This window comes from Roseateles noduli (assembly GCF_050626985.1).
GTDB lineage: Bacteria > Pseudomonadota > Gammaproteobacteria > Burkholderiales > Burkholderiaceae_C > Roseateles > Roseateles noduli_A.
The window spans coordinates 3671544-3691093 of record NZ_CP192463.1; the positions used below are offsets into that span (position 1 = coordinate 3671544).

At 69.1% G+C, this 19550-nt stretch carries 18 protein-coding genes; 7 read left to right on the forward strand and 11 right to left on the reverse strand.

The window, feature by feature from the left end; all coding sequences use genetic code 11:
* The first annotated feature begins 17 nt into the window (after nucleotides 1-17).
* Complete coding sequence (locus tag ACQ4L4_RS15980; protein WP_431099923.1) at nucleotides 18-236, forward strand: hypothetical protein; 219 nt, start codon at nucleotides 18-20, stop codon at nucleotides 234-236.
* Nucleotides 237-239: 3 nt separating this feature from the next.
* On the opposite strand, the gene ACQ4L4_RS15985 is transcribed toward ACQ4L4_RS15980, so the two are convergent.
* From ACQ4L4_RS15985 to ACQ4L4_RS16010, 6 genes are all read right to left on the reverse strand, one after another.
* Nucleotides 240-1163: a DMT family transporter gene (locus ACQ4L4_RS15985; RefSeq protein WP_431099924.1), complete on the reverse strand. Its 924-nt coding sequence runs from the start codon at nucleotides 1161-1163 to the stop codon at nucleotides 240-242.
* Between the two features lie 83 nt (nucleotides 1164-1246).
* Entirely contained in the window at nucleotides 1247-1909 is a 663-nt protein-coding gene (locus tag ACQ4L4_RS15990) for an amino acid ABC transporter permease (protein WP_431099926.1), read from the reverse strand.
* A gap of 420 nt (nucleotides 1910-2329) precedes the next feature.
* Entirely contained in the window at nucleotides 2330-3346 is a 1017-nt protein-coding gene (locus ACQ4L4_RS15995) for a cytochrome d ubiquinol oxidase subunit II (protein WP_431099928.1), read from the reverse strand.
* On the reverse strand, nucleotides 3343-4719 hold the full coding sequence (locus ACQ4L4_RS16000; RefSeq protein WP_431099929.1) for a cytochrome ubiquinol oxidase subunit I: 1377 nt from the start codon (nucleotides 4717-4719) through the stop codon (nucleotides 3343-3345). Before ACQ4L4_RS16000 ends, ACQ4L4_RS15995 begins: the two co-directional genes overlap by 4 nt.
* A 172-nt stretch (nucleotides 4720-4891) precedes the next feature.
* The gene (aqpZ, locus tag ACQ4L4_RS16005) at nucleotides 4892-5572 is read right to left on the reverse strand and encodes an aquaporin Z (protein WP_377160812.1); all 681 of its coding nucleotides are present in this window, start codon (nucleotides 5570-5572) and stop codon (nucleotides 4892-4894) included.
* Nucleotides 5573-5872: 300 nt separating this feature from the next.
* Nucleotides 5873-6787: a LysR family transcriptional regulator gene (locus ACQ4L4_RS16010; protein ID WP_431099930.1), complete on the reverse strand. Its 915-nt coding sequence runs from the start codon at nucleotides 6785-6787 to the stop codon at nucleotides 5873-5875.
* A 153-nt stretch (nucleotides 6788-6940) separates the two neighbouring features.
* Between ACQ4L4_RS16010 and ACQ4L4_RS16015 the strand changes: the two genes are divergently transcribed.
* The 4 genes from ACQ4L4_RS16015 to ACQ4L4_RS16030 all read left to right on the forward strand — a co-directional run bounded on the left by ACQ4L4_RS16015 (nucleotide 6941) and on the right by ACQ4L4_RS16030 (nucleotide 10590).
* Nucleotides 6941-8032: an alpha/beta fold hydrolase gene (locus ACQ4L4_RS16015; RefSeq protein ID WP_431099931.1), complete on the forward strand. Its 1092-nt coding sequence runs from the start codon at nucleotides 6941-6943 to the stop codon at nucleotides 8030-8032.
* The gene (leuC, locus tag ACQ4L4_RS16020) at nucleotides 8029-9579 is read left to right on the forward strand and encodes a 3-isopropylmalate dehydratase large subunit (RefSeq protein WP_431099932.1); all 1551 of its coding nucleotides are present in this window, start codon (nucleotides 8029-8031) and stop codon (nucleotides 9577-9579) included. The genes ACQ4L4_RS16015 and leuC overlap by 4 nt, the downstream gene beginning before the upstream one ends.
* Nucleotides 9576-10211 (forward strand): 3-isopropylmalate dehydratase small subunit, encoded by a 636-nt coding sequence (gene leuD, locus ACQ4L4_RS16025; protein WP_431099933.1) that lies wholly within the window; start codon nucleotides 9576-9578, stop codon nucleotides 10209-10211. The genes leuC and leuD overlap by 4 nt, the downstream gene beginning before the upstream one ends.
* Nucleotides 10212-10317: 106 nt before the next feature.
* Nucleotides 10318-10590, forward strand: coding sequence for a hypothetical protein (locus tag ACQ4L4_RS16030; RefSeq protein ID WP_431099934.1), 273 nt, complete (start codon nucleotides 10318-10320; stop codon nucleotides 10588-10590).
* Between the two features lie 730 nt (nucleotides 10591-11320).
* On the opposite strand, the gene ACQ4L4_RS16035 is transcribed toward ACQ4L4_RS16030, so the two are convergent.
* From ACQ4L4_RS16035 to ACQ4L4_RS16055, 5 genes are all read right to left on the reverse strand, one after another.
* The gene (locus tag ACQ4L4_RS16035) at nucleotides 11321-13519 is read right to left on the reverse strand and encodes a molybdopterin cofactor-binding domain-containing protein (protein WP_431104947.1); all 2199 of its coding nucleotides are present in this window, start codon (nucleotides 13517-13519) and stop codon (nucleotides 11321-11323) included.
* A 143-nt stretch (nucleotides 13520-13662) separates the two neighbouring features.
* The gene (locus ACQ4L4_RS16040) at nucleotides 13663-14121 is read right to left on the reverse strand and encodes a (2Fe-2S)-binding protein (RefSeq protein WP_377160787.1); all 459 of its coding nucleotides are present in this window, start codon (nucleotides 14119-14121) and stop codon (nucleotides 13663-13665) included.
* Complete coding sequence (locus tag ACQ4L4_RS16045; protein WP_431099935.1) at nucleotides 14118-14987, reverse strand: hypothetical protein; 870 nt, start codon at nucleotides 14985-14987, stop codon at nucleotides 14118-14120. Before ACQ4L4_RS16045 ends, ACQ4L4_RS16040 begins: the two co-directional genes overlap by 4 nt.
* Nucleotides 14988-15370: 383 nt before the next feature.
* Nucleotides 15371-16936, reverse strand: coding sequence for a diguanylate cyclase (locus ACQ4L4_RS16050; RefSeq protein ID WP_431099936.1), 1566 nt, complete (start codon nucleotides 16934-16936; stop codon nucleotides 15371-15373).
* Nucleotides 16937-17001: 65 nt separating this feature from the next.
* Nucleotides 17002-17925, reverse strand: coding sequence for a class I SAM-dependent methyltransferase (locus tag ACQ4L4_RS16055; protein WP_431099937.1), 924 nt, complete (start codon nucleotides 17923-17925; stop codon nucleotides 17002-17004).
* Between the two features lie 109 nt (nucleotides 17926-18034).
* On the opposite strand from ACQ4L4_RS16055, the gene ACQ4L4_RS16060 reads away from it, so the two are divergent.
* A complete protein-coding gene (locus ACQ4L4_RS16060) occupies nucleotides 18035-18823 on the forward strand; it encodes a helix-turn-helix domain-containing protein (RefSeq protein ID WP_431099938.1) in 789 nt (262 codons plus the stop codon).
* Nucleotides 18820-19473, forward strand: coding sequence for a hypothetical protein (locus tag ACQ4L4_RS16065; RefSeq protein ID WP_431099939.1), 654 nt, complete (start codon nucleotides 18820-18822; stop codon nucleotides 19471-19473). Before ACQ4L4_RS16060 ends, ACQ4L4_RS16065 begins: the two co-directional genes overlap by 4 nt.
* Nucleotides 19474-19550 lie beyond the last annotated feature (77 nt).

The window sequence follows — 19550 nt, forward strand, 5'->3', positions numbered from 1 at the left end:
AAACACTGGAGGACGTCATGGGTGGCATTCGATTGATCGCCGTGATCCTGATCGTCGCGGGCGTGCTGGGCCTGGTCTACGGCGGGTTCTCGTACACCAAGGAAAACACCGCCGCCAAGCTCGGCCCGATCGAGCTCAAGGTCGAGGAGACCAAGCGCGTCAACGTGCCGCTGTGGGCCGGCATCGCCGCCATCGCCGTGGGCGGCATCGTGCTGGTGGGAGCGGGCCGGAAGTAAGCCTCAGCGCCGGCCGAGGTTCATCAACGCCGTGCCCGCGATGGCCATCGTGCCGCCGACGAGCAGCGACGCGTCGATGACCTCGCCCAGCCCCAGCGCCGCGAACACGACGCCGAACACCGGCACCAGCGTGATGTAGCCGGCCGCCGCGCCGGCGCCCAGCGCCTTCACGCCGTCGAAGTACCAGGCATAGGCCAGCGCCGTCGAGCCGACGACGATCCCGGCCATGCACAGCCACGCGTTGCGCGGCGCGGCCAGCACGCCGGCCACGCCGTCCGTGCCGTCGACAACCAGCGTCAGCGCCAGCAGCATCAACGCGCCGATCGCCGCCGTGACGGCGGTGGTCGTCAGCGCATCGACGCCGACCATCACCTTGCGACCGATCAGCGTGTAGGCGACCCAGCACGCGACGCAGCCCAGCAGCAGCACTTCACCGATGCCGACGCGGCCATCGAACACATGCCAGGGCTCGCCCTTCGTGATCACGATGGCGGCGCCGACCGCGGCCATCGCCATGCCCAGGCCGATCCGCGCGTTCAAGCGCTCGTGGAAGATCCACGCCGCCAGCAGCAGCGTGATCACCGGGTTCAGCGTGATCACCAGCGCACCCTTGCCGGCGGGCACGTGCCGCAGCCCGCTCATGAAAAACGTCGCGTAGCCGAAGACGCCGAAGCTCGCGGCCAGCACCATGCCGGCCCAGCGTTGCACGCTCCAGTCCCGCAGCGCCGCGAGCCGGCCGGAGCGCGCGAGCCACAGCATCAGGATCGCGCCCGCGAAGAGGAAGCGGCAGGCCGCCGCGGCCAGCGGGGGCATCGTCTGCGCCAGCACGCGGCCCATGGGCCAGGAGGCGCCCCAGAGCACGGCCATGCCGACCAGTCGCAGATGGACGGAAAGGAGCGAGGGGGAAACGGCGACGGAGGTGGACATCAAGGCGGGGCTTCAGTGCGGGCGGGACGGGTTCAGCCGGATCGATGCGGCTGGGTCAGTGCGGCTGATTCAATGCGACTGGATCAATGCGGATAGGCCAGGCGCTTCTCCATCCACTTCTGCACCTGCTCGAAGGCGAAGCTCAGCACCCAGTAGATCAGCGCCGCGGCCATGTAGAGCGGGAACGGCTGGAAGGTCGTGGAGATGACCTCCTTGGTGGCAAGCATCAGCTCGGTCACGGCGATCACCGACACCAGCGAGGTGTCCTTGATCAGCGAGATCAGGCTGTTGGACAGGCTCGGCACGGCGGCGCGCAGCGCCTGCGGGCCGATCACGAAACGCAGGGTCTGATGACGGCTCAGTCCCAGCGAGGTGCCCGCCAGCCACTGGCCCTGCTCGATCGCGCCGATCGAACCGCGCAAGGTCTCGCTCATGTAGGCGGCGACGTTGAGCGTCAGCGTCAGCACGCCGGCCACCAGCGGGGAGAACTCGATGCCGATGCTCGGCAGCCCGTAGTAGACGATGAACACCTGCACCAGCAGCGGCGTGCCGCGCATCGCGCTCACATAGACCGCCATCACGCGGTCCAGCACCGGCAGCTTCAGCACCCGCACCAGCGTGATCACGGCCGCCAGCGGCAGGCCGAAGATCATCGCCATCACCGCGAAGAGCAGCGTGTAGCCGGTGCCCTTCAACAGCACCGGCCAGGCCAGCTCGGCCAGGGAGAGCAGGGAGTGGAAGTCCATGGAGTTCTTGGAGATGCGCGCCTCTCGGCGAAGGCGGCATGTTGCCATCTCCTGGCCTGCAATCTCCGAGCGCGGGCTCTCCGGGACTTCCGTCTCGCCAAGCGCGGGCTCTCCAGGACTGCCATCGCCAAGCGCAGGCTCTCCAGGACTGCCTTGGCCAAGCGCTGGCTCTCCAGGACTGCCTTGGCCAAGCGCTGGCTCTCCAGGACTGCCATTGCCAAGCGCGGGCTCTCCGCGACGCAGGGGGCGCCCCTCCAGGGACCCCCAGCATCACTCCGGCCCCAGTGGGACCGTGGCACGCATCAATGCGAGGCCCGCTCCGCCCGTTGCATGAGCAATCTCAGTGGGGCCGGAGTACTGCTGGGGGTTCCCGGAGGGACGCCCCCTGCTGTGCGGAGAGCCCGCGCTTGGCCGTTGCAGTCAATACGCGAGCGCGCGCACCTTCCCCCGGAACACGCGATAAGAGAAGACCGAATACGCCAGGATCACCGGCATCGTCAGCGCCGCGCCGACGAGCAGGAAACGCAGCGACTCGTCCGCCGCCGCCGCGTCCCGGATCGTGATCCGGTCGATGACGACGAACGGGTAGAGGCTGTAGGACAGTCCGAAGAAGCTCAGCGTCAGCACGACCACCATCAGCGCCAACGGCGCCCAGCTCAGCTTGCCCAGCACGCGGTGCGAGTTGAGCAATCCACGCAGCGCCGCCAGCGCCAGCAGCGCGACCAGCGGCAGCGGCGCCAGCGCGATCAGGCCCGGCATGTCGAACCAGCGCGCCCGGACCGTGGGGCTCAGCCACGGCGATGCGATCGACACGACCAGCAATCCCGCCACGACCACCGGCCAGGCGCGCTTCGCCCAATCGATCGCCCGCCGTTGCAACTCGCCCTCCGTCTTGATCAGCAGCCATGCGGCCCCCAGCAGCGCATAGCAGGCCGTCAGCGCGAGCGCGATGCCCGCAGCGAAGACCTGCGCGGCGATGCTGTCCTCGAAGCCCGTCACGTAGCGCCCGAGCATCCAGCCCTGCGCCAGCGAAGCGAGCAAGGAGCCGCCCGCAAAGGCGGCATCCCACCACCGCTTGTGCGCGGGGTCGCCCTTGGCTCGGAAGTCGAAGGCCGCGCCGCGCAGGATCAGCCCCAGCAGCATCAGCACCACCGGCCCGTAGAGCGCCGTCAGCACCACGCCCTGCGCCTTCGGGAAGGCGATCAACAGCAGACCGACGGCCAGCACCAGCCAGGTCTCGTTGGCATCCCAGAACGGCCCGATCGACGCGACCATCCGGTCGCGATCGATGTCCTTCGCCGTCGCGGAGAGCATGCCCACGCCGAGGTCGTAGCCGTCCAGCACGACGTAGATCAGCAGCGAGAGCCCCATCAGGGCCATGAAGATCACCGGGAGCACGCTCCCCTCCCCTGCCGGCAGGGTCGCCAACGCATTCATGTGAAGCTCCTCGAGATGACGGCGCCGACCGGCACGCCGCCCGGCGAGTGGGCAGGATCGACGGGAGCGGCGCCTGGCGCGGCCTTCTCCGCCATCCGCTTGATCGCGGCGATGTACGCGATCAGCAGCGCCAGGTAGACGGTTGCGTAGCCGGCGAGCGAAGCCGCGATCATCGACCCCGGGTTGTGCGCCGCGACCTCCTGCGTCCGCAGCACGCCGTAGACGATGAAGGGCTGCCGGCCGATCTCGGTGACATACCAGCCGGCCACGGTCGCGATCCAGCCGGAGAAGCTCATGAACGAGAGTCCCCACAGCCAGACGCGCGGCAACCGCTGCCAGCCCGAGCGCCGGTACAGCCACCACCCGCCCCACGCGAAGACCAGCATCAGCATCCCGACGGCCACCATCACGCGGAAGCCGAAGAACAGCGGCTTGACCGGCGGGTGCGCGCCCGCGAATTCATCGAGCCCGCGGATCTCTCCATCGGCATCGTGCTTGAGGATCAGGCTGGCCAGGCGCGGGACGCCGATGGCGAAGCGGTTCTCCTTCGCCTGCTCGTCGGGCAGCGCGAACAGCAGCAGCGGCGCGCCGCGCTCGGTGGTCCACACGCCTTCCATCGCGGCGATCTTGGCCGGCTGATGCTTCAGCGTGTTGAGCCCGTGCATGTCGCCCGCGACGATCTGCAGCGGGATCAGCACCGCGCCCAGCGTCAGGCCGAGTCGCAGCACGCGGCGCGTCTCCGCCTTCCCGCGGCCCTTGAGCATCTGCCATGCGCTGACACCGGCCAGCAGGAAGGCCACCGTCAGCCCCGAGGCGAGCAGCTTGTGGACGAGCCGGTACGGGAAGGACGGATTGAAGACGATCGCCCACCAGTCGACGGCATGCATGACGCCGTCGCGGATCTCGTAGCCGGTGGGCGTCTGCATCCACGAGTTGAGGCTGAGGATCCAGAACGCGCTGAGCGTCGTGCCGAAGGCCACCGTCGCCGTCGCGATGAAATGCACACGCGGGCTGACGCGTTCCCGCCCGAACAGCATGATCCCGAGGAAACCGGCCTCCAGGAAGAAGGCCGTGAGCACCTCGTAGCCGAGCAGCGGTCCGGCGATGTTGCCGGCGCGCTCCATGAAGCCCGGCCAGTTGGTGCCGAACTGGAAGCTCATCGTCACGCCGCTGACCACGCCCAGCGCGAAGCTGAGCGCGAAGACCTTGGTCCAGAACTGGTAGGCCGCGAGCCACGCGGACTCGCCGCTGCGCCGCCAGCGCCAGAGCATGAAGAGCACGACCCAGCCCAGCGCGATCGTGATCGTCGGGAACAGGATGTGGAAGGTGATGTTGAGCGCGAACTGCATGCGCGCCAGGATCAGGGTGTCCATGGCCCTGAAGTGTTCCGAAGTCGGACAGTTCGCGGAAGGGACAGATCGTCCTAGGACAAGCTGCCCTAGGACGGATTGCCCTAGGACGGTTTGCCCTAGGACAAATCGCCCCGGCCGGGCGCGCGCGCGGCGGTGGCGCGCGACGCCCTCGTCGGGGCCGGGCGATGCTTGCTCAGTCGCTCGACAGCGCGCGGTACGCCGCGCCGCCGATCAAGCCGCCGACGAGCGGCGCGACCCAGAAGGCCCAGAGCTGCTGCAGCGCCCACGGCTCCGCGAAGAGCGCCACGCCGGTGCTGCGCGCCGGGTTCACCGAGGTGTTGGTGACGGGGATGCTGATCAGGTGGATCAGCGTCAGCGCCAGGCCGATCGCGATCGGCGCGAAACCCTGCGGCGCGCGCTTGTCGGTGGCGCCCATGATGATGAACAGGAACATCGCCGTCATCACCACCTCGCACAGCAGCGCCGCGCCCATCGCGTAGCCGCCAGGGGAATGCTCGCCGAAGCCGTTCGACGCGAAGCCGCCGACGGTGAAGCCCGGCTTGCCGCTCGCGATCAGGTAGAGCACGCCGCCCGCCAGCGCGCCGCCGACGACCTGCGCCACGATGTAGGGCAGCAGCCGTTTCGTCTCGAAGCGGCCGCCGGCCCACAGGCCGACGGACACGGCCGGGTTGAGGTGGCAGCCGCTGATGTGTCCGATGGCGAAGGCCATCGTCAGCACCGTCAGCCCGAACGCGAGCGACACGCCCAGCAGTCCGATGCCCAGTTGCGGGAATGCCGCGGCGAGCACGGCGCTGCCGCAGCCACCGAGCACGAGCCAGAACGTGCCGATGAGTTCAGCAATGATGGCCTTCATGGGGATCCTCCCTTGGCGAAGCGATGCGGAGCACCGCCTCGACTGCTTCCGCGCACGCCGGCCGCGCTTTTTTCGCGCCTGTCTCCGGCATGCAAGCGGCGATTCTGTCCGCGCGTCGAACGGCCCGGCATCCCACAACGTAGGGGCTTGCGCGCCGGTCGGAGGGCGCCTGCCATTCCACCGCCGCAGGCCCTCACCCCTGCCCTCTCCCGCAAGCGGGAGAGGGGGTAAGAAGAGCGCCTGGCGGACTCCCTCTCCCGCTTGCGGGAGAGGGCGGGGGTGAGGGCCAGCGGCCGTCGATCACCACCCGCCGTCGTCTCCCTCGCGCTGAGGCTCGAAGCGTTCGAGCAGGAAATCGACCAGCGCTCGCGTCTTCGCCGACAGCTGCGCGCGCGGCGGATAGATCAGGTGGATGTCCGCCGGTGGCAGCGACCAATCCGCCAGCACCGGTCGCAAGCGCCCCGATCGCAGCATCGGCGCCGCTTCCCAGAACGAGCGCATCAGCACGCCGTGCCCATCGAGTCCCCAGGCGAGCACGCTCTCGCCGTCGTTGGCGGCCAGCGGCCCGCGCACCTTCACCGTCTCCTTGCGCGTGCCCTGCTGGAAGTGCCAGGTGCCGAAGGTCTCGTCGCTCTCGCGGATGAAGAGGCACGCATGGCGCGCAAGCTCGCGCGGCGTGGCGGGCTGGCCGGCGCGCTTCAGGTACGCGGGCGACGCGCACAGCACGCGCCGGTTGCGCGCCAGCAGCCGCGCCGTGAGCCGCGCATCGGGCGGCTCGCCGACGTGGACCTCCAGATCCAGTCCCTGCTCGATCAGATTGACCGGACGATCCGTCAACTCGAGCTGCACCTCGACATCGGGGAACTGTCGCGCGAACTTCGACAACGCCGGCGCCACATGCTTGCGCCCGAAGCCGAAGCTCGCCGCCACGCGCAGCAGGCCTTTCGGCGCAGCGCGGCTGCCGGCCACGGTGCGCTCCAGCGCCTCGAGGTCCTCCAGCACGCGCGCGCCGTCCACGAGGTAGGTCTCGCCCTCGGGCGTCAGGCCGATGCGGCGCGTGGTCCGTTGCAGCAGCCGCACGCCGAGCCGGCGCTCGATCGCCGCGAGCCGCTTGCTCACCGCCGGCGGCGTCACGCCGAGCTGCTGCGCCGCGGCGGCCAGGCTGCCCTGCTTCACCAGCAGTGCGAAGAAGGCCAGGTCGGAGAAGCCGTCCATTGATGAACCTCCGGAACGAAAGAACTGCCGAAGCGGAAATTATGTGCCCTGCATTCACTTCCAGAATCGGGGCCAACGAGGAGTCGGCCATCGCCGACCGTGCCGCCGCACCCTCCCCGTCCCTTCCGGCGGCACGCCCGATCAGGAGACCCCATGCAAGCTTCCCCAGGCGGCCATGCGCTCGATGCGCTGTACCCCGGCTTCCAGCATCTGAGCCTGCCCACCGCCGACGGCGTCCGCATCCATCTGACGATGGGCGGCACCGGCCCCGCGCTGCTGCTGCTCCACGGGCATCCGCAGACGCGCGCGATCTGGCACAAGGTCGCGCCGACCTTGGCCGAGCACTTCACCATCGTCGCCGCCGACCTGCGCGGCTATGGGGACTCGTCGAAGCCGGAGGTGCCCGAGGCCCTGCAGGCACTGCAGTCGCCGCCAACGCCGCCCACGCCGCCGGCACCGAACGACCATGCCGCCTACAGCAAGCGCACGATGGCCGCCGACATGCTGAGCGTGATGCGCCAGCTCGGGCACGAGCGCTTCGACGTGCTGGCGCACGACCGCGGCGGGCGCGTCGCGCATCGCCTCGCGATGGACGCGCCGGACGCGGTGCGGCGGCTCGCGCTGCTGGACATCGCGCCGACGCTGGACATGTACGAGGGCACCAACGTCGCCTTCGCGCGCGCCTACTGGCACTGGTTCTTCCTGATCCAGCCGGCGCCGCTGCCGGAGCGCCTCATCGAGTCCGACCCCGGCGCCTACATCCGCGACGTGATGGGCCGCCGCAGCGCGGGCCTCGCGCCTTTCGACCCGCGCGCGCTGGCCGAGTACAAGCGCTGCCTCGCGCTGCCCGGCACCGCGCACGGCCTGTGCGAGGACTACCGCGCCAGCGCCGGCATCGACCTGGACCACGACCGCGAGGACCGCGCCGCCGGCCGGCGGCTGCAGATGCCGCTGCTCGCGCTGTGGGGCCGGGAAGGCGTCGTGCACCGCTGCTTCGAGCCGCTGACGCTGTGGCGCGGCGTCGCCGACGACGTGCGCGGCGAGGCCCTGCCCTGCGGCCACTACATCCCGGAGGAAGCGCCGGAGCAACTGCTCGATCGCGTCCTGCCCTTCTTCACCGCCGACGCCACGGCCGGCGCCGCCCCCGGCGCCTTCAACGTGACCAACACAGTCGCCACCACCGACGCCATCACCGATCGGATCGCCGATTCGATCGCCCTCGATGGTCAGGAGAGCCAGCCATGACCGCCACGCTCACACACGCCGGATCGCGCACGCTCTATCGCAAGCTCGTCGACAGCCACACGGTGGCGGCCCTCGACGAACAGAACGTGCTGCTGTTCTGCGACCTGCACCTGATGAACGAGTACACCAGCCCTCAGGCCTTCACCGGCCTGCACGAGCAGGGCCGCGGCGTGCCGATGCCGGGCCAGAACGTGGCGGTGGTGAGCCACATCATCCCGACGCACCCGGTGGCGCCCAAGCTGCGCGTGATCGCCGACAAGCCGTCGGCGCTGCAGGCCACCAACCTGAAGTCGAACTGCGATCGCCACGGCATCCGGCTGTTCGACACCACCGACGCGCTGCAGGGCATCGAGCACGTGGTCGCGCCGGAGCACGGGATGATCCGCCCTGGCATGGTCGTGATCTGCGGCGACAGCCACACGACGACCTACGGCGCGCTGGGAGCCTTGGGTTTCGGCATCGGGACCACCGAGGTCGAACACGTGCTAGCCACGCAGACGCTGGTCTACCGCGTCGCGAAGGACATGCGGATCCGCGTCGACGGCGCGCTGCCGATCGGGACGACGTCCAAGGACCTGATCCTCGCGATCATCGGCCGCATCGGCGCCCAGGGTGCGCGGGGCTACGTCGTCGAGTTCTGCGGCGAGGCGATCACCGCGCTGTCGGTCGAGGCCCGCTTCACGCTGTGCAACATGGCGGTGGAAGCTGGCGCGCGCGGCGCGCTGATCGCGCCGGACGCGACGGCGATCGACTACGTGCTCGCCCGCTGCCCCGACCTCGCCGGCGACTGGCGCGAGCCCGCCCTCGCCCACTGGGCGACGCTGCACAGCGATGAGGGCGCGGCGTTCGACATCGAATACCGCTTCGACGCCGCCGAGGTGGCGCCGCAGGTGACCTGGGGCACAAGCCCGGACCAGGTCGCCGCGATCGATGCGCCGATCCCGGATCCTGCGCGCATGGACGAAGGCCCGACCCGAGCGAGCGCGGAGCGCGCGCTGCGCTACGCCCGCCTGCACGGCGGCGTGGCCTTGGAAGGCACGCCGATCCAGCACGTGTTCATCGGCTCCTGCACGAACGGCCGCATCGAGGACCTGCGCGCCGCGGCGACCGTGCTTCGCGGCCGGCGCGTGGCGCCGGGCGTGCGCGCGATGGTCGTGCCGGGTTCCGGCGCGGTGCGCGCGATGGCGGAGGCGGAAGGCCTCGATCGCGTGTTCCTCGATGCGGGCCTCGAATGGCGGCAGCCCGGCTGCTCGATGTGCCTGGCGATGAACGACGACGTGCTCGCCGACGGCATCCGCTGCGCGTCGACGACCAACCGCAACTTCGAAGGCCGCCAGGGCCGCGGCGCGATCACGCACCTGATGAGCCCCGCGATGGCCGCCGCCGCCGCGGTCACCGGCCGCCTTACTGACGTCCGCCGGTTGGCGCCAGCATCGGAGCCCTCGCCGGCGTCCACGTCCACGTCCACGTCCACGTCCACGTCCACGTCCACGTCGTCGAGCCTCGCTGCTGCTGCCGTCGCCACTGCCCAGGAGATCCCGCGATGAACCCCGTCCGCCAAGTCGAGGGCCGCACCGCGGCGCTGCGCCTCGAGAACCTCGACACCGACCAGATCATGCCCAAGCAGTTCCTGCGCGGCATCGACAAGAGCGGCCTGCGCGACGGCCTGCTCTACGACCTGCGCTTCGACGCCGACGGCCGCGAGCGCGAGGACTTCGTCCTCAACAAGCCGGAGTACGCGGGCGTCTCGGTGCTGCTCGGCGGCAACAACTTCGGCTGCGGCTCCAGCCGCGAGCACGCGGTGTGGGGCCTGCAGCAGGCGGGCATCCGCGCGGTGATCGCGCCGGGCTTCGGCGAGATCTTCTATTCGAATGCGATGGGGAACGGCTTGCTGCTCGTGGCGCTGCCGGAGGCGGAGGTGCTCCGGCTGATGGCCGAGGCGGACCACGTGCCCGGCAACGCCGTCACCATCGACGTCGAGACGCTCACGCTGCGCAGCGCCGGCGGCGTGGAGGCGCGCTTCGACATGCTGCCGCGCCATCAGCGGATGCTGCTGGAAGGGCTCGACGCGATCGGGCTCTCGATGACCTACCGCGAGCAGATCGATGCCTTCGCCAGGGCGCATTGGGAAGCGCAGCCTTGGGTGAAGGATGTGGCGAGGCAACGACTGGCTCCGTGATCTGACATCGGAGGAGGTCCCTACTGAGATAGGTCATCGACGGGCGCGTTCGCCGGAACTAGCATTTGCTGCATCGATTCCGGTTTCTCCTGAAAGGAGTGAGCGAATGTCCGACATCACCAAGATCACCAAGGTGACCGATCTGCCCAATTTCAAACAGCTCGAAGCCATGGCGCTTGAGGTGGCGAGGATGCTGTCTGAATCGAAGGAGCTGTGCGAGTCGCTGGCGATGGCTCACCAGCAATGCCGAGAGCGAATTCTCGCCAGGCGCGGGGGCGTTCCATCGGACACGATCGAGAGCAGTTCATCTTCCGAGTTGCTTGCCCGTTTAGCTGCGAAGGGCCCGTTCTACCTGTCGCGGAAGTTCACGGATATCTGAGCAACCCTCTGAGCAGGCGAAGGCACGGGAGCCCGTGCCTGGTTCGTTTTCATGAATCCACTTGACTTTGAACGCGGCCTCGGACCGGAAGCAGTGGCCGCCGCGTCGACGAATGAATTCTGTCGTCTGATGTACGTGCTGGCCGGCGCGTTCGCGGACCCGAATCCGTTGGATCTCGATTTCCGCGCGTTGAACGCTCACACGTCCATCTTCAACGCCGAGGACGCCGGTGCGGCAGGCACCTTGACCGAGCTCTACATGGCGGGCGTCATCGGATTCACCAGGGAGGTGCTGATCAACAAGGACAGCCCTCACTACGGGTTGGCGTCGACTCACGGCCTCATCGATCAATACCTTGACTACTTCGATATCACCCGCGATGGACCGGACATGCTGAAGTACTCATTGGCGTTCGGCATGGCCCTCTCGCTGTTCTTTAAAAGCGATGGGGAACGCCACATCTTGAGTGCGCTCGCCCGAATGCGCACCCTCCGGGTGATGCGCTCCGCTGCCTCGGAAGCCCGTCCCGATCAGGCAGCCCCTGCAAGGGTGATGGTGGAGAAGCTGCAGAAGATCTGGAAGGAAGAGGAACACGAACGCCTGACCGGTTTGTTCGGCACCTACATGCTGTTCAAGACGTGGAGCCTGCCTGGCGAGGTCAGCGGCATCCCTGCACGAGAGCAAGGCGACGAGCAGCAGGAGAGAGCGCTCGCCGGAATGACCGGCGACGTCAAACCGGAAACGGCAGACTCCGGATCCGCTTCCCCGTCAACGCCGCCATCGCATTCGCCATCGCTGGCGCAATCGGCGGGACGCCGCATTCGCCCATGCCCGTCGGCGGGTCGGCCGACGGCACGACGTGCAGGTCCACCTTCGGCGCATCCACATGGATGGGCACGCGGTAGTCGTTCCAGTTGCCCTGCTCGACCTCACCGTTCTTCAACGTGATCTGCGCGCCCGGCAGCGTCATGCCGACACCCATGACCAGCGCGCCCTGCACCTGCGCCTCGATCGTGCGCGGGTTCACCGCGAGGTTGCAGTGAACCCCCGCCGTGACCTTGTGCAGCACCGGCCGGCCGTCCTTGATCGAGACCTCGACCACGTACGCGACCACCGTGTTGAAGGACTCGTGCACCGCCACGCCCCAGGCGTGGCCCTTGGCGAGCTTGGTCTTCCCGTAACCTGACTTCTCGACCGCCAGATCCAGCGCCGCGATGTGCCGCGCATGCTTGGCGAGCAGTTGCCGTCGGTAGGCCACTGAATCGATCTTGCCGGCGCGCGCCAGCTCGTCGACCAGCGTCTCCATCACGAAGGCGGTGTGCGTGTGGCCGACCGAGCGCCACCACAGCACCGGCACGTTGACCTTCGGGTGGTGGACGTCCAGCGCGATCGGGAACGGGTAGGCGCTCTCGGCGACGCCTTCGGTCATCGTCGCGTCCGCGCCGTTCTTCACCATGAAGTCCGCGAACGGCGTGCCCATCGTGATCGACTGGCCGACGATCACATGCTTCCACGCGAGCACCTTGCCCTTGCCGTCATGCGCGATCTCGACGCGGTGCAGGTGCGTCGGGCGGTAGAAGCCGCCGCGCACGTCGTCCTCGCGCGTCCAGATCATCTTGATCGGGCCGCGCTTGCCCGCGGCGTGGCGCGCCTTCGCCACCTGCGCGGCTTCGACGAGGTAGTCCGAGGTCGGCGTCGCGCGCCGGCCGAAGCCGCCGCCCGCCGTCATCGTGTTTAGCGTGACCTGCTCCGGCTTCAGGCCGAGCACGCCCGCCACCTGCGCCTGGTCCACCGTCTGGAACTGCGAGCCGACCCACACCGTGCAGCGATCGCCGCGGAAGTCGATCGTGCAGTTGAGCGGCTCCATCGGCGTGTGCGCCAGGTACGGGAAGGTGTACTCCGCCGTGATGCGGGCCGGACCTCCCTTGCCCGCGCTCGTCGCGCCCGTCGCGTTCATCGCGTCCAGCGCGGAGGTGTCCGCCTTCTGCACCGACGCGCCCGGCTGCTTCGCCAACGCGCGGAACTGCTCCAGCTGCGCCGCGCTGTCGACGCGCTCCAGGCCACTCAAGTCCCAGTCGACCTTCACCAGCTCGCGCGCCTTGCGTGCGGGCCAGAAGCCGTTCGCGATGATCGCCAGGCCGCTCGCGCCGCTGCTCAGCGGGACCTGGATCACCTCCTCGACGCCGGGCACGGCGAGCGCCGCCGCCGCATCGAACTTCGCCACCTTCCCGCCGAAGACCGGCGGGTGGACCATCACCACCGTGCGCAGGTCCGGCAGCTTGACGTCGATGCCGAAGTCCTGGCGCCCCGTCGACTTCGCGCGTGCGTCGAGCCGGTTCATCGGCTTGCCGATCAGCTTGAACTGCGACGGCTCCTTGAGCTTCACCGTCACCGGCACCGGCTCGGCGAAGGCCGCCTGCGCCAGCACGCCGTAGCCCAGCCGCCGGCCGTCCGGCGCGACGACGCTGCCCGACTCGGTCCGCAGCTGCGCCGCCGGTGTGTTCAGTTGCTTCGACGCCGCGGCGACCAGCATCGCGCGCAGGCGGGCGCCGATCTCTCGGTACTGCTGCCACGACGCCTTCATGCTGGTCGAGCCGCCCACCATCTGGATGTGGAAGAACGGATCCTTGTAGGCCTCGCCCGCCGGCGCGAGCTCGCAGCGGACCTTGCTCCAGTCCGCATCCAGCTCCTCGGCCACCAGCATCGGCAACGCGGTCTGCACGCCCTGGCCGAAGTCGATCTTGCCGATCGTCACGGTGACGACGCCGTCGCCGTCGATCGCCACGAAGGCCGAGGGCTGCTGGAACGGCTTGAGGCCTTCCGGCGCGCCCGCGGCACCCGGCGCACCCGCCGCGGAAGCGCCGCTGCCCGCGGCCTCCTGCGCACCGGCACCGGTCGCGTACAGCGCGAAGCCCGACGCGAGGCTCATCTTCAGGAACACGCGGCGGCCGAGGCCTCCCGCATCGGCGATGGCCGAAGCGTCGGTAGCGGCAGTGGCGGCGGCGGCATCCTCGATGCCATCGGGCAACTCGCCGCTCAGGTACTGGAACATGGGTCGCATGTCGATCTCCTTCAGGCCAGCGCGAGCGCGGCGTCCTTGACGGCGGCATGGATCCGCACGTAGGTGCCGCAGCGGCAGAGGTTGGCGCTCATGGCGGCGTCGATGTCGGCGTCGCTGGGCTTGGGGTTGGTCTTGAGCAGCGCGACGGCGGCCATGATCTGGCCGCTCTGGCAGTAGCCGCATTGCACGACGTCGTGCTTCACCCACGCGTCCTGCACGGCCAGCCCGATGCGGTCGCCGCCGATGGCCTCGATCGTGGTGATCTGCTGGCCAGCCACCGATTCGATCGGCGTGACGCAGGCGCGGCGCTGCTCGCCGTCGATGTGCACAGTGCAGGCGCCGCAGACCGCGATGCCGCAGCCGAACTTCGTGCCCGTCATGCCCAGCGTGTCCCGCAGGACCCACAGCACCGGCGTGTCGCCCGGCACGTCGACTTGTTGCGCTTGCCCGTTGAGGCGGAACGAGATCATGGCTGGCTCCTGGTCACGCCGGCCTGGGCGGCGTTGTTGCTGTTGCTGTTGCTGTTGCTGTTGTTGCTGTTGGCGTTGCTGGCGCTGTTGCCGCCGGCGCCGCCGCGGTTGGCGGCGTTGCCGGCCGGGGCGTCATCGGTGGCGAGGGCGCGCAGGTGATCGACGACGCCGCGCGTCGCGTCCGCCTTCGTCGTGCCGACGGACTTGCGCAGCGGCTCGGTGGCATCACAGGGCGCGCCGTTGCGGATCCAGGCTCGGACCTGCTCGTCGAAGGTGGCCTTGTCCAGCGGCGGCAACGCGCGGCCAGGTCCCGGCTTCCAGCCCCAGGCGACGAGGTGGTCCGTGACCATGTGCTGCTCGATCATCGCCAGCGAGCGGTTGCCGTTGGTCCTGGGCTCGCGGAAGACCTTGCACAGCGCCGCGCCTTGCAGGCCGACCCAGTTCATCTTCATGTTCGCCGGCGGCATGTGCCAGCCGGGCTTGCCGTCGGTCTCCAGACCGGGTGGCGCGTGCTGCAGCGGGCTGTTCTGCGTCGAGTGGCAGGTCGCGCATTGCAGCGGCGCGACGCCCTTGCCATCGGCGCCGCGCTGCACCGGTGGGTAGTGCAGGCGGCTGAAGTCCCCCTGCAGCGGGGAGTCCGGCACGTGACAGTTCAGACATCGCGGATGCTTCAGCACGCGCTCCAGCTGTGCGAAGGCGGCGAGCCCTTCCTGCCGGTTCGGCGTGGCCGAGATCGGCGTCGGTTGGAAGTTGGCGGGGCCGTCGGCGGCCTCGACGAGCGGCGCGGCGGTCGTCAGCCCCAGCACCGCCGTGCACGCCATCGCGCAGGATGAGGTCAGCGGCCCGGACCACAAGGAATCCCGCAAGGAACCCCACAAGGAATGCCAAGAGGAACCCCACGAGGATTCCCAAGCGAAGCGAGCACCCATCTCGACCTCCTGATTGCTGCGTCGTGACCCCGGCAGAAGCCGTGCAGGCCTCCCTACGGAGCGCCCCTGGCAGTCTAGGAAGGCACAAGGGGTCACGGCTTGCCTGATGCGACGCGAAACTTGCCCGATCCAGCGGCGGCGGTGACGGGCAAAACCTGCGCCTGCTGGCATCGGCATCGGCATCGGCGCCGGCGCCGGCGTCGAAGGCAACGCCCCGCGGCCGCACCGGATCTGCTGCCGCGCCCAAGCGCTCCGAGAGCGCTCCGAGAGCGCTCAGCGGGCGTTCAATGGGCGCTCAACGGGCGCTCAACGGGCGCGGTTCAACCGGTCTGGACGCCATTTCGCCCGGCCGCCTTGACGCGATACAGCGCCTCATCGGCTTGGGCGAGCATGACCGCCGGGTCGACCGGCTGCAGGGTCTCCGCCACGCCCGCGCTGATCGTCAGTGCCGGACCGTCTGGCCAATGGGTGGGGCCGTGGGCGTGCAGGCGCTCCCGCACGCGGCGGCAGACGGTCGCCGCCGTGCCGCGGTCGCCCTGGACCACCACGACGAATTCGTCGCCGCCGAGCCGCGCGGCAAAGTCCGTCGGCCGGCATTCCGAGACCAGCAGCTTCGCGACGATGCGCAAGGCCTCGTCGCCCGCGGCATGGCCGAAGCGGTCGTTGACCTGCTTGAAGTGATCGAGGTCGATCAGCGCCAATCCGACCCCGGCGCCGAGCCCGGCGCGGTTCAGGACCCGCGCGAAGAGTTCATCGAAGCCGCGCCGGTTCATCAATCCGGTCAGCGCGTCATGCCGCGACTCCCGGTGGGCGCGGTCGAAGTCCAGCGTGACCGCGAGCGAACGGGCCCGCTCCTCCGCCAGCGCCAGCACCTGCGCCTCGCGCCAGCGATAGAACTCCCGGTGCGCCGCGAGCGCGCTGCGGTAGTCCCCCAGCTGTTCGTGCGCCAGCGACGTCTGGAGCTCAAGTTCGTCCAGCAGGACAGTGGCGCCGCTGCGGGTGGCCGCCTCCTTGCCGCGCGCCAGCGCGTCGAGCGCCTTGGCGGGCTCGCCGGCTTCCAGCCAGGCGCGCGCCCGCGTCAACGACGCATAGAGCAGGCCCAGGTCGTTGCCGTGCGCGGTGAACGACGCTTCCGCCTCGTCCAGCGCACGATGCGCGTCATCCAGGGCCCCCTGGGCGACCAGCGCGGTGGCGAGCGTGTCCAGGAAGGCGGCCCGGTCCCCCGGCAGCAGTTCCTCGCCATGTCGCCACACCTGGTGAGCTTCCGCGACGGCTTCGTCGGCCCGCGCCCGCCAGTCGTCCTCCTGACGACTCTTGGCGCGCTGCGCGCCGCGAGCGAGCGCCAGCGCGACGTTGCTGCGCAGCCGCAGCCTCAACGGGCTGGACACGCTGGGGGCGGGCAGATCGAGCGCCTCGCGCAGCACGCGCGCGGCCTCGTCGTGGCGGCCCATGTCGTTGAGCACCACGCCCAGCACGTTGTGGACGCAGGCCTGGACATCGGGCCAGCCGCTGCCGCGGGCCAGCGGCAGCGCACGGTTCAGGTCCTCCAGCGCCAGCGCCTGACGACCGCCGACGAGATTGCGGATCGCCAGCGAATGCAGGACCAGGGCCTCGCCGCTGAGGGCGCCTTCTTCCTTGAAGAGTTGCCGGGCCCGCAGGGCCGTCACGTCGGCGGCGTCCAGATCGCTCTGCAGCGCCTGGACGCGCGCCAGCAGCGCCAGCGCATAGGCCAGGTGAAGACGCTGCCCGGAACGGGTGAACTCGCCGATCTCCTGCTCCAGCTGCGCATGGGCCTGCGCATGGCCCAGTGTCAGCGTGCGCATCAAGCGCGCGACGTCGGGATCGGCGCGCAGATCGCGCTCGAAAGAGAGGACGGGGTCGGACATGGTGGCGAATGACTGCTTCGGTCGTCGGGCGGCACAGGCGGTTCCGCGAGCCGATGACAAGGACGTTATGGCGAGGGGTTCCGGTACACCAGCACCTTGAGCGAACGTTCGTCCGACAGGTCGGCGAAGGCCTCGGGATTGGCGACGCGTTCGATGAACTCGAGCGCAGGCGCTTCCGTGGCGATCGTGTCGCGCAGGAAATCGGTGCCGAGCTTGGGCGTGTTCAGGCACACGAGCGCATGGCCGCCGGGCGCGAGCAGTTCGGGCAGCTTGCGGGCGAGCCGCGCGTAGTCCTTGGTCGCGACGAAGCTGCCCTTCTGGTAGCTCGGCGGGTCGAGCACGACGAGGTCGTAGGGTGCGCCGCGCCGGATCTTTCCCCAGGAGTTGAAGATGTCGTGCGCGTGGAACGCGGCGCGGTCCTGCACGCCGTTGAGCTGGTGGTTGCGGCGGCCGGTGGAGAGCGGGCCGCGCGCCATGTCGTAGTTCTCCACGGCGCCGGCGCCGGCGTGCAGCGCGACGACGGAGAAGGCGCAGGTGTAGGCGAACAGGTTGAGCACCCTGCCGCCCGGATGCGCCTGCGCCCAACGCCGCACCCAGCGGCGGCCTTCGGCCATGTCGAGGAAGAAGCCGTGGTTCTGGCCGTGCGGCAGGTTGACGTGGAAACGGACGCCGTCTTCCTCGACGACGTGCTCGTCGGGCAGCGCGCCGGCCATCAGGCGGTTGGTGGGGCGGTTCTCGTCGCGATGCTGGAAGAGCCAGTTCAGCGGCTCGCCGGGCGCGATCCCGGCCCAGCGCTCGGCGAGCGCGTCGCCGATGCGGGCGAGTTCCTCGTCCGCGACCGGCGCGAAGCTGGTCAGCAGGAACACCGGCGGATAGGCGTCGAGCGCCCACTGCTCGCAACCGGGGAACCGGCCGCCGCGGCCGTGGAAGACGCGACAGGCGTCGGTGGGCCGCTGGAGCGTGGCGATGGCGTCGAGGAGCGCTTGCATGGGAGGGTTCGGGGAAGGGGCGTCAGTGTAGACAGGCGGCGCTGACTTCGACTGGTTAGCTTCCTTTCGTTATTTTCGAGTTCATGGTGACGGCGCTAGGATAAGCCGCATGAGCACCTCGAAGCCTTCCACCTCCGCCCGTCCGTCTCGCAGCCGCCGGGCGACGCCGCCGCCCGCGCCGACGGCGGAGATCGAGAAGCCACGACGCAGATCGAAGCCGATGCGTCTCGCGCCGGGCGCGAGCAACAGCGCGCCGGAGTCCGTCAGCGCCGCCATCCAGCGGGCGCTCGCGATCTGCGCGCATCTGAGCGAAGACGATCCCTACCCGGCACCGGAGGCCCTGGCCGACGTGCATCGCACCCTGGAGCAGGCGCTGACCGATCTGGAAGTGCTGGCGAGTTCGGTGATGCGGGTGAGAGATCAGACATTTGGGGATCGACGAGTGAAAGTCGACTATCTGATGGATCCGACCCAGCCGGGATCGGTGCTGCTCAGGCTGGTGCCGTCGACGGCACCGGGCGTGGTCGAGCCCGCATCGGATCTGATCCGGACATCGGAGGCGGCGAAGCTGCTCGGCTTGAGCCGGCCGCATGTGGCGATGCTGTGCGATCGGGGCGAGTTCGGGCCGACTGAGAACACGGATGGCGGTCACCGCCGGGTGTCACGCCCCGGTGTCATGGCCTTCAGGGAAAAGCACTTGCGTGAACGGGCGGCGCTCGATGACATCGAAGTGCTGACGCAGGAACTGCGCGCACGCGAGCACAAGGAACTGCTGGCGGCGGCCGCTGCATCCGGTATCCGGTGGACAAAGATCTCCGAACAGGGCCAAAAGAAGTCAGGGCGCGCGGAGACGTCGAAGACCATCGCGCTGTCGAAGCGGGGGAAGGTCGCTCGATGAAACGTCAGATGGAATGCACCAGCGCCTCGTTGGACGCGCTGTTGGAATCGACTCATGCAATCGCTTTTCTGGATGCCAACATCCTCGTGCCGCAATACCTGAGGTCGACCTTTCTCGACCTCGCTCAAGCAAGACTCTTTCATCCTCGCTGGACCTCACTTGTCCTCGAAGAGACTCGCCGCAACCTGCTTGACGTGGAAGGGCGATATCGACTTCATCCCGCCGCAGTGGAAAAGTTGTTCAAGGACATGGAACGCTCCTTTCCCGATGCCATGGTCGGTGGCGCCGATCCACTCATGTCGCTCTTCGACGGAAAGACCGACGTCAAGGACCGGCATGTCGCCGCGGGTGCGTTACGGGCCAGCCTGATGACAGCACCGCGGACCACCGTCGTCCTGGTGAGTCACAACATCCGAGATCTTCCACAGGGTGCGTTCGATGCGCGAGACGTGCTGGTGGCGACTCCCGACCACTTTCTGCGTCGTCTGATTGCACGCTTTCCCGCAGTGGCTTGCGGCGTGTTGTCCAAGCTATGTGCCAGGTTTCGTCGCCCTCCGGTGTCCAAGCAGGTGTTCTTGGCGCTCCTGGCCGGCTCCGGCTGTCGCCGCACTGCATCCACGCTCGCTGGACTGTGGGGCTTCGAGGCGTAGAGGACGATCGTCTGGCCGGTATGCGATCCCCTCAAGGGGTGATGCAGTCCTCGAGCCCCCTTCGCTACAGTCCTGCG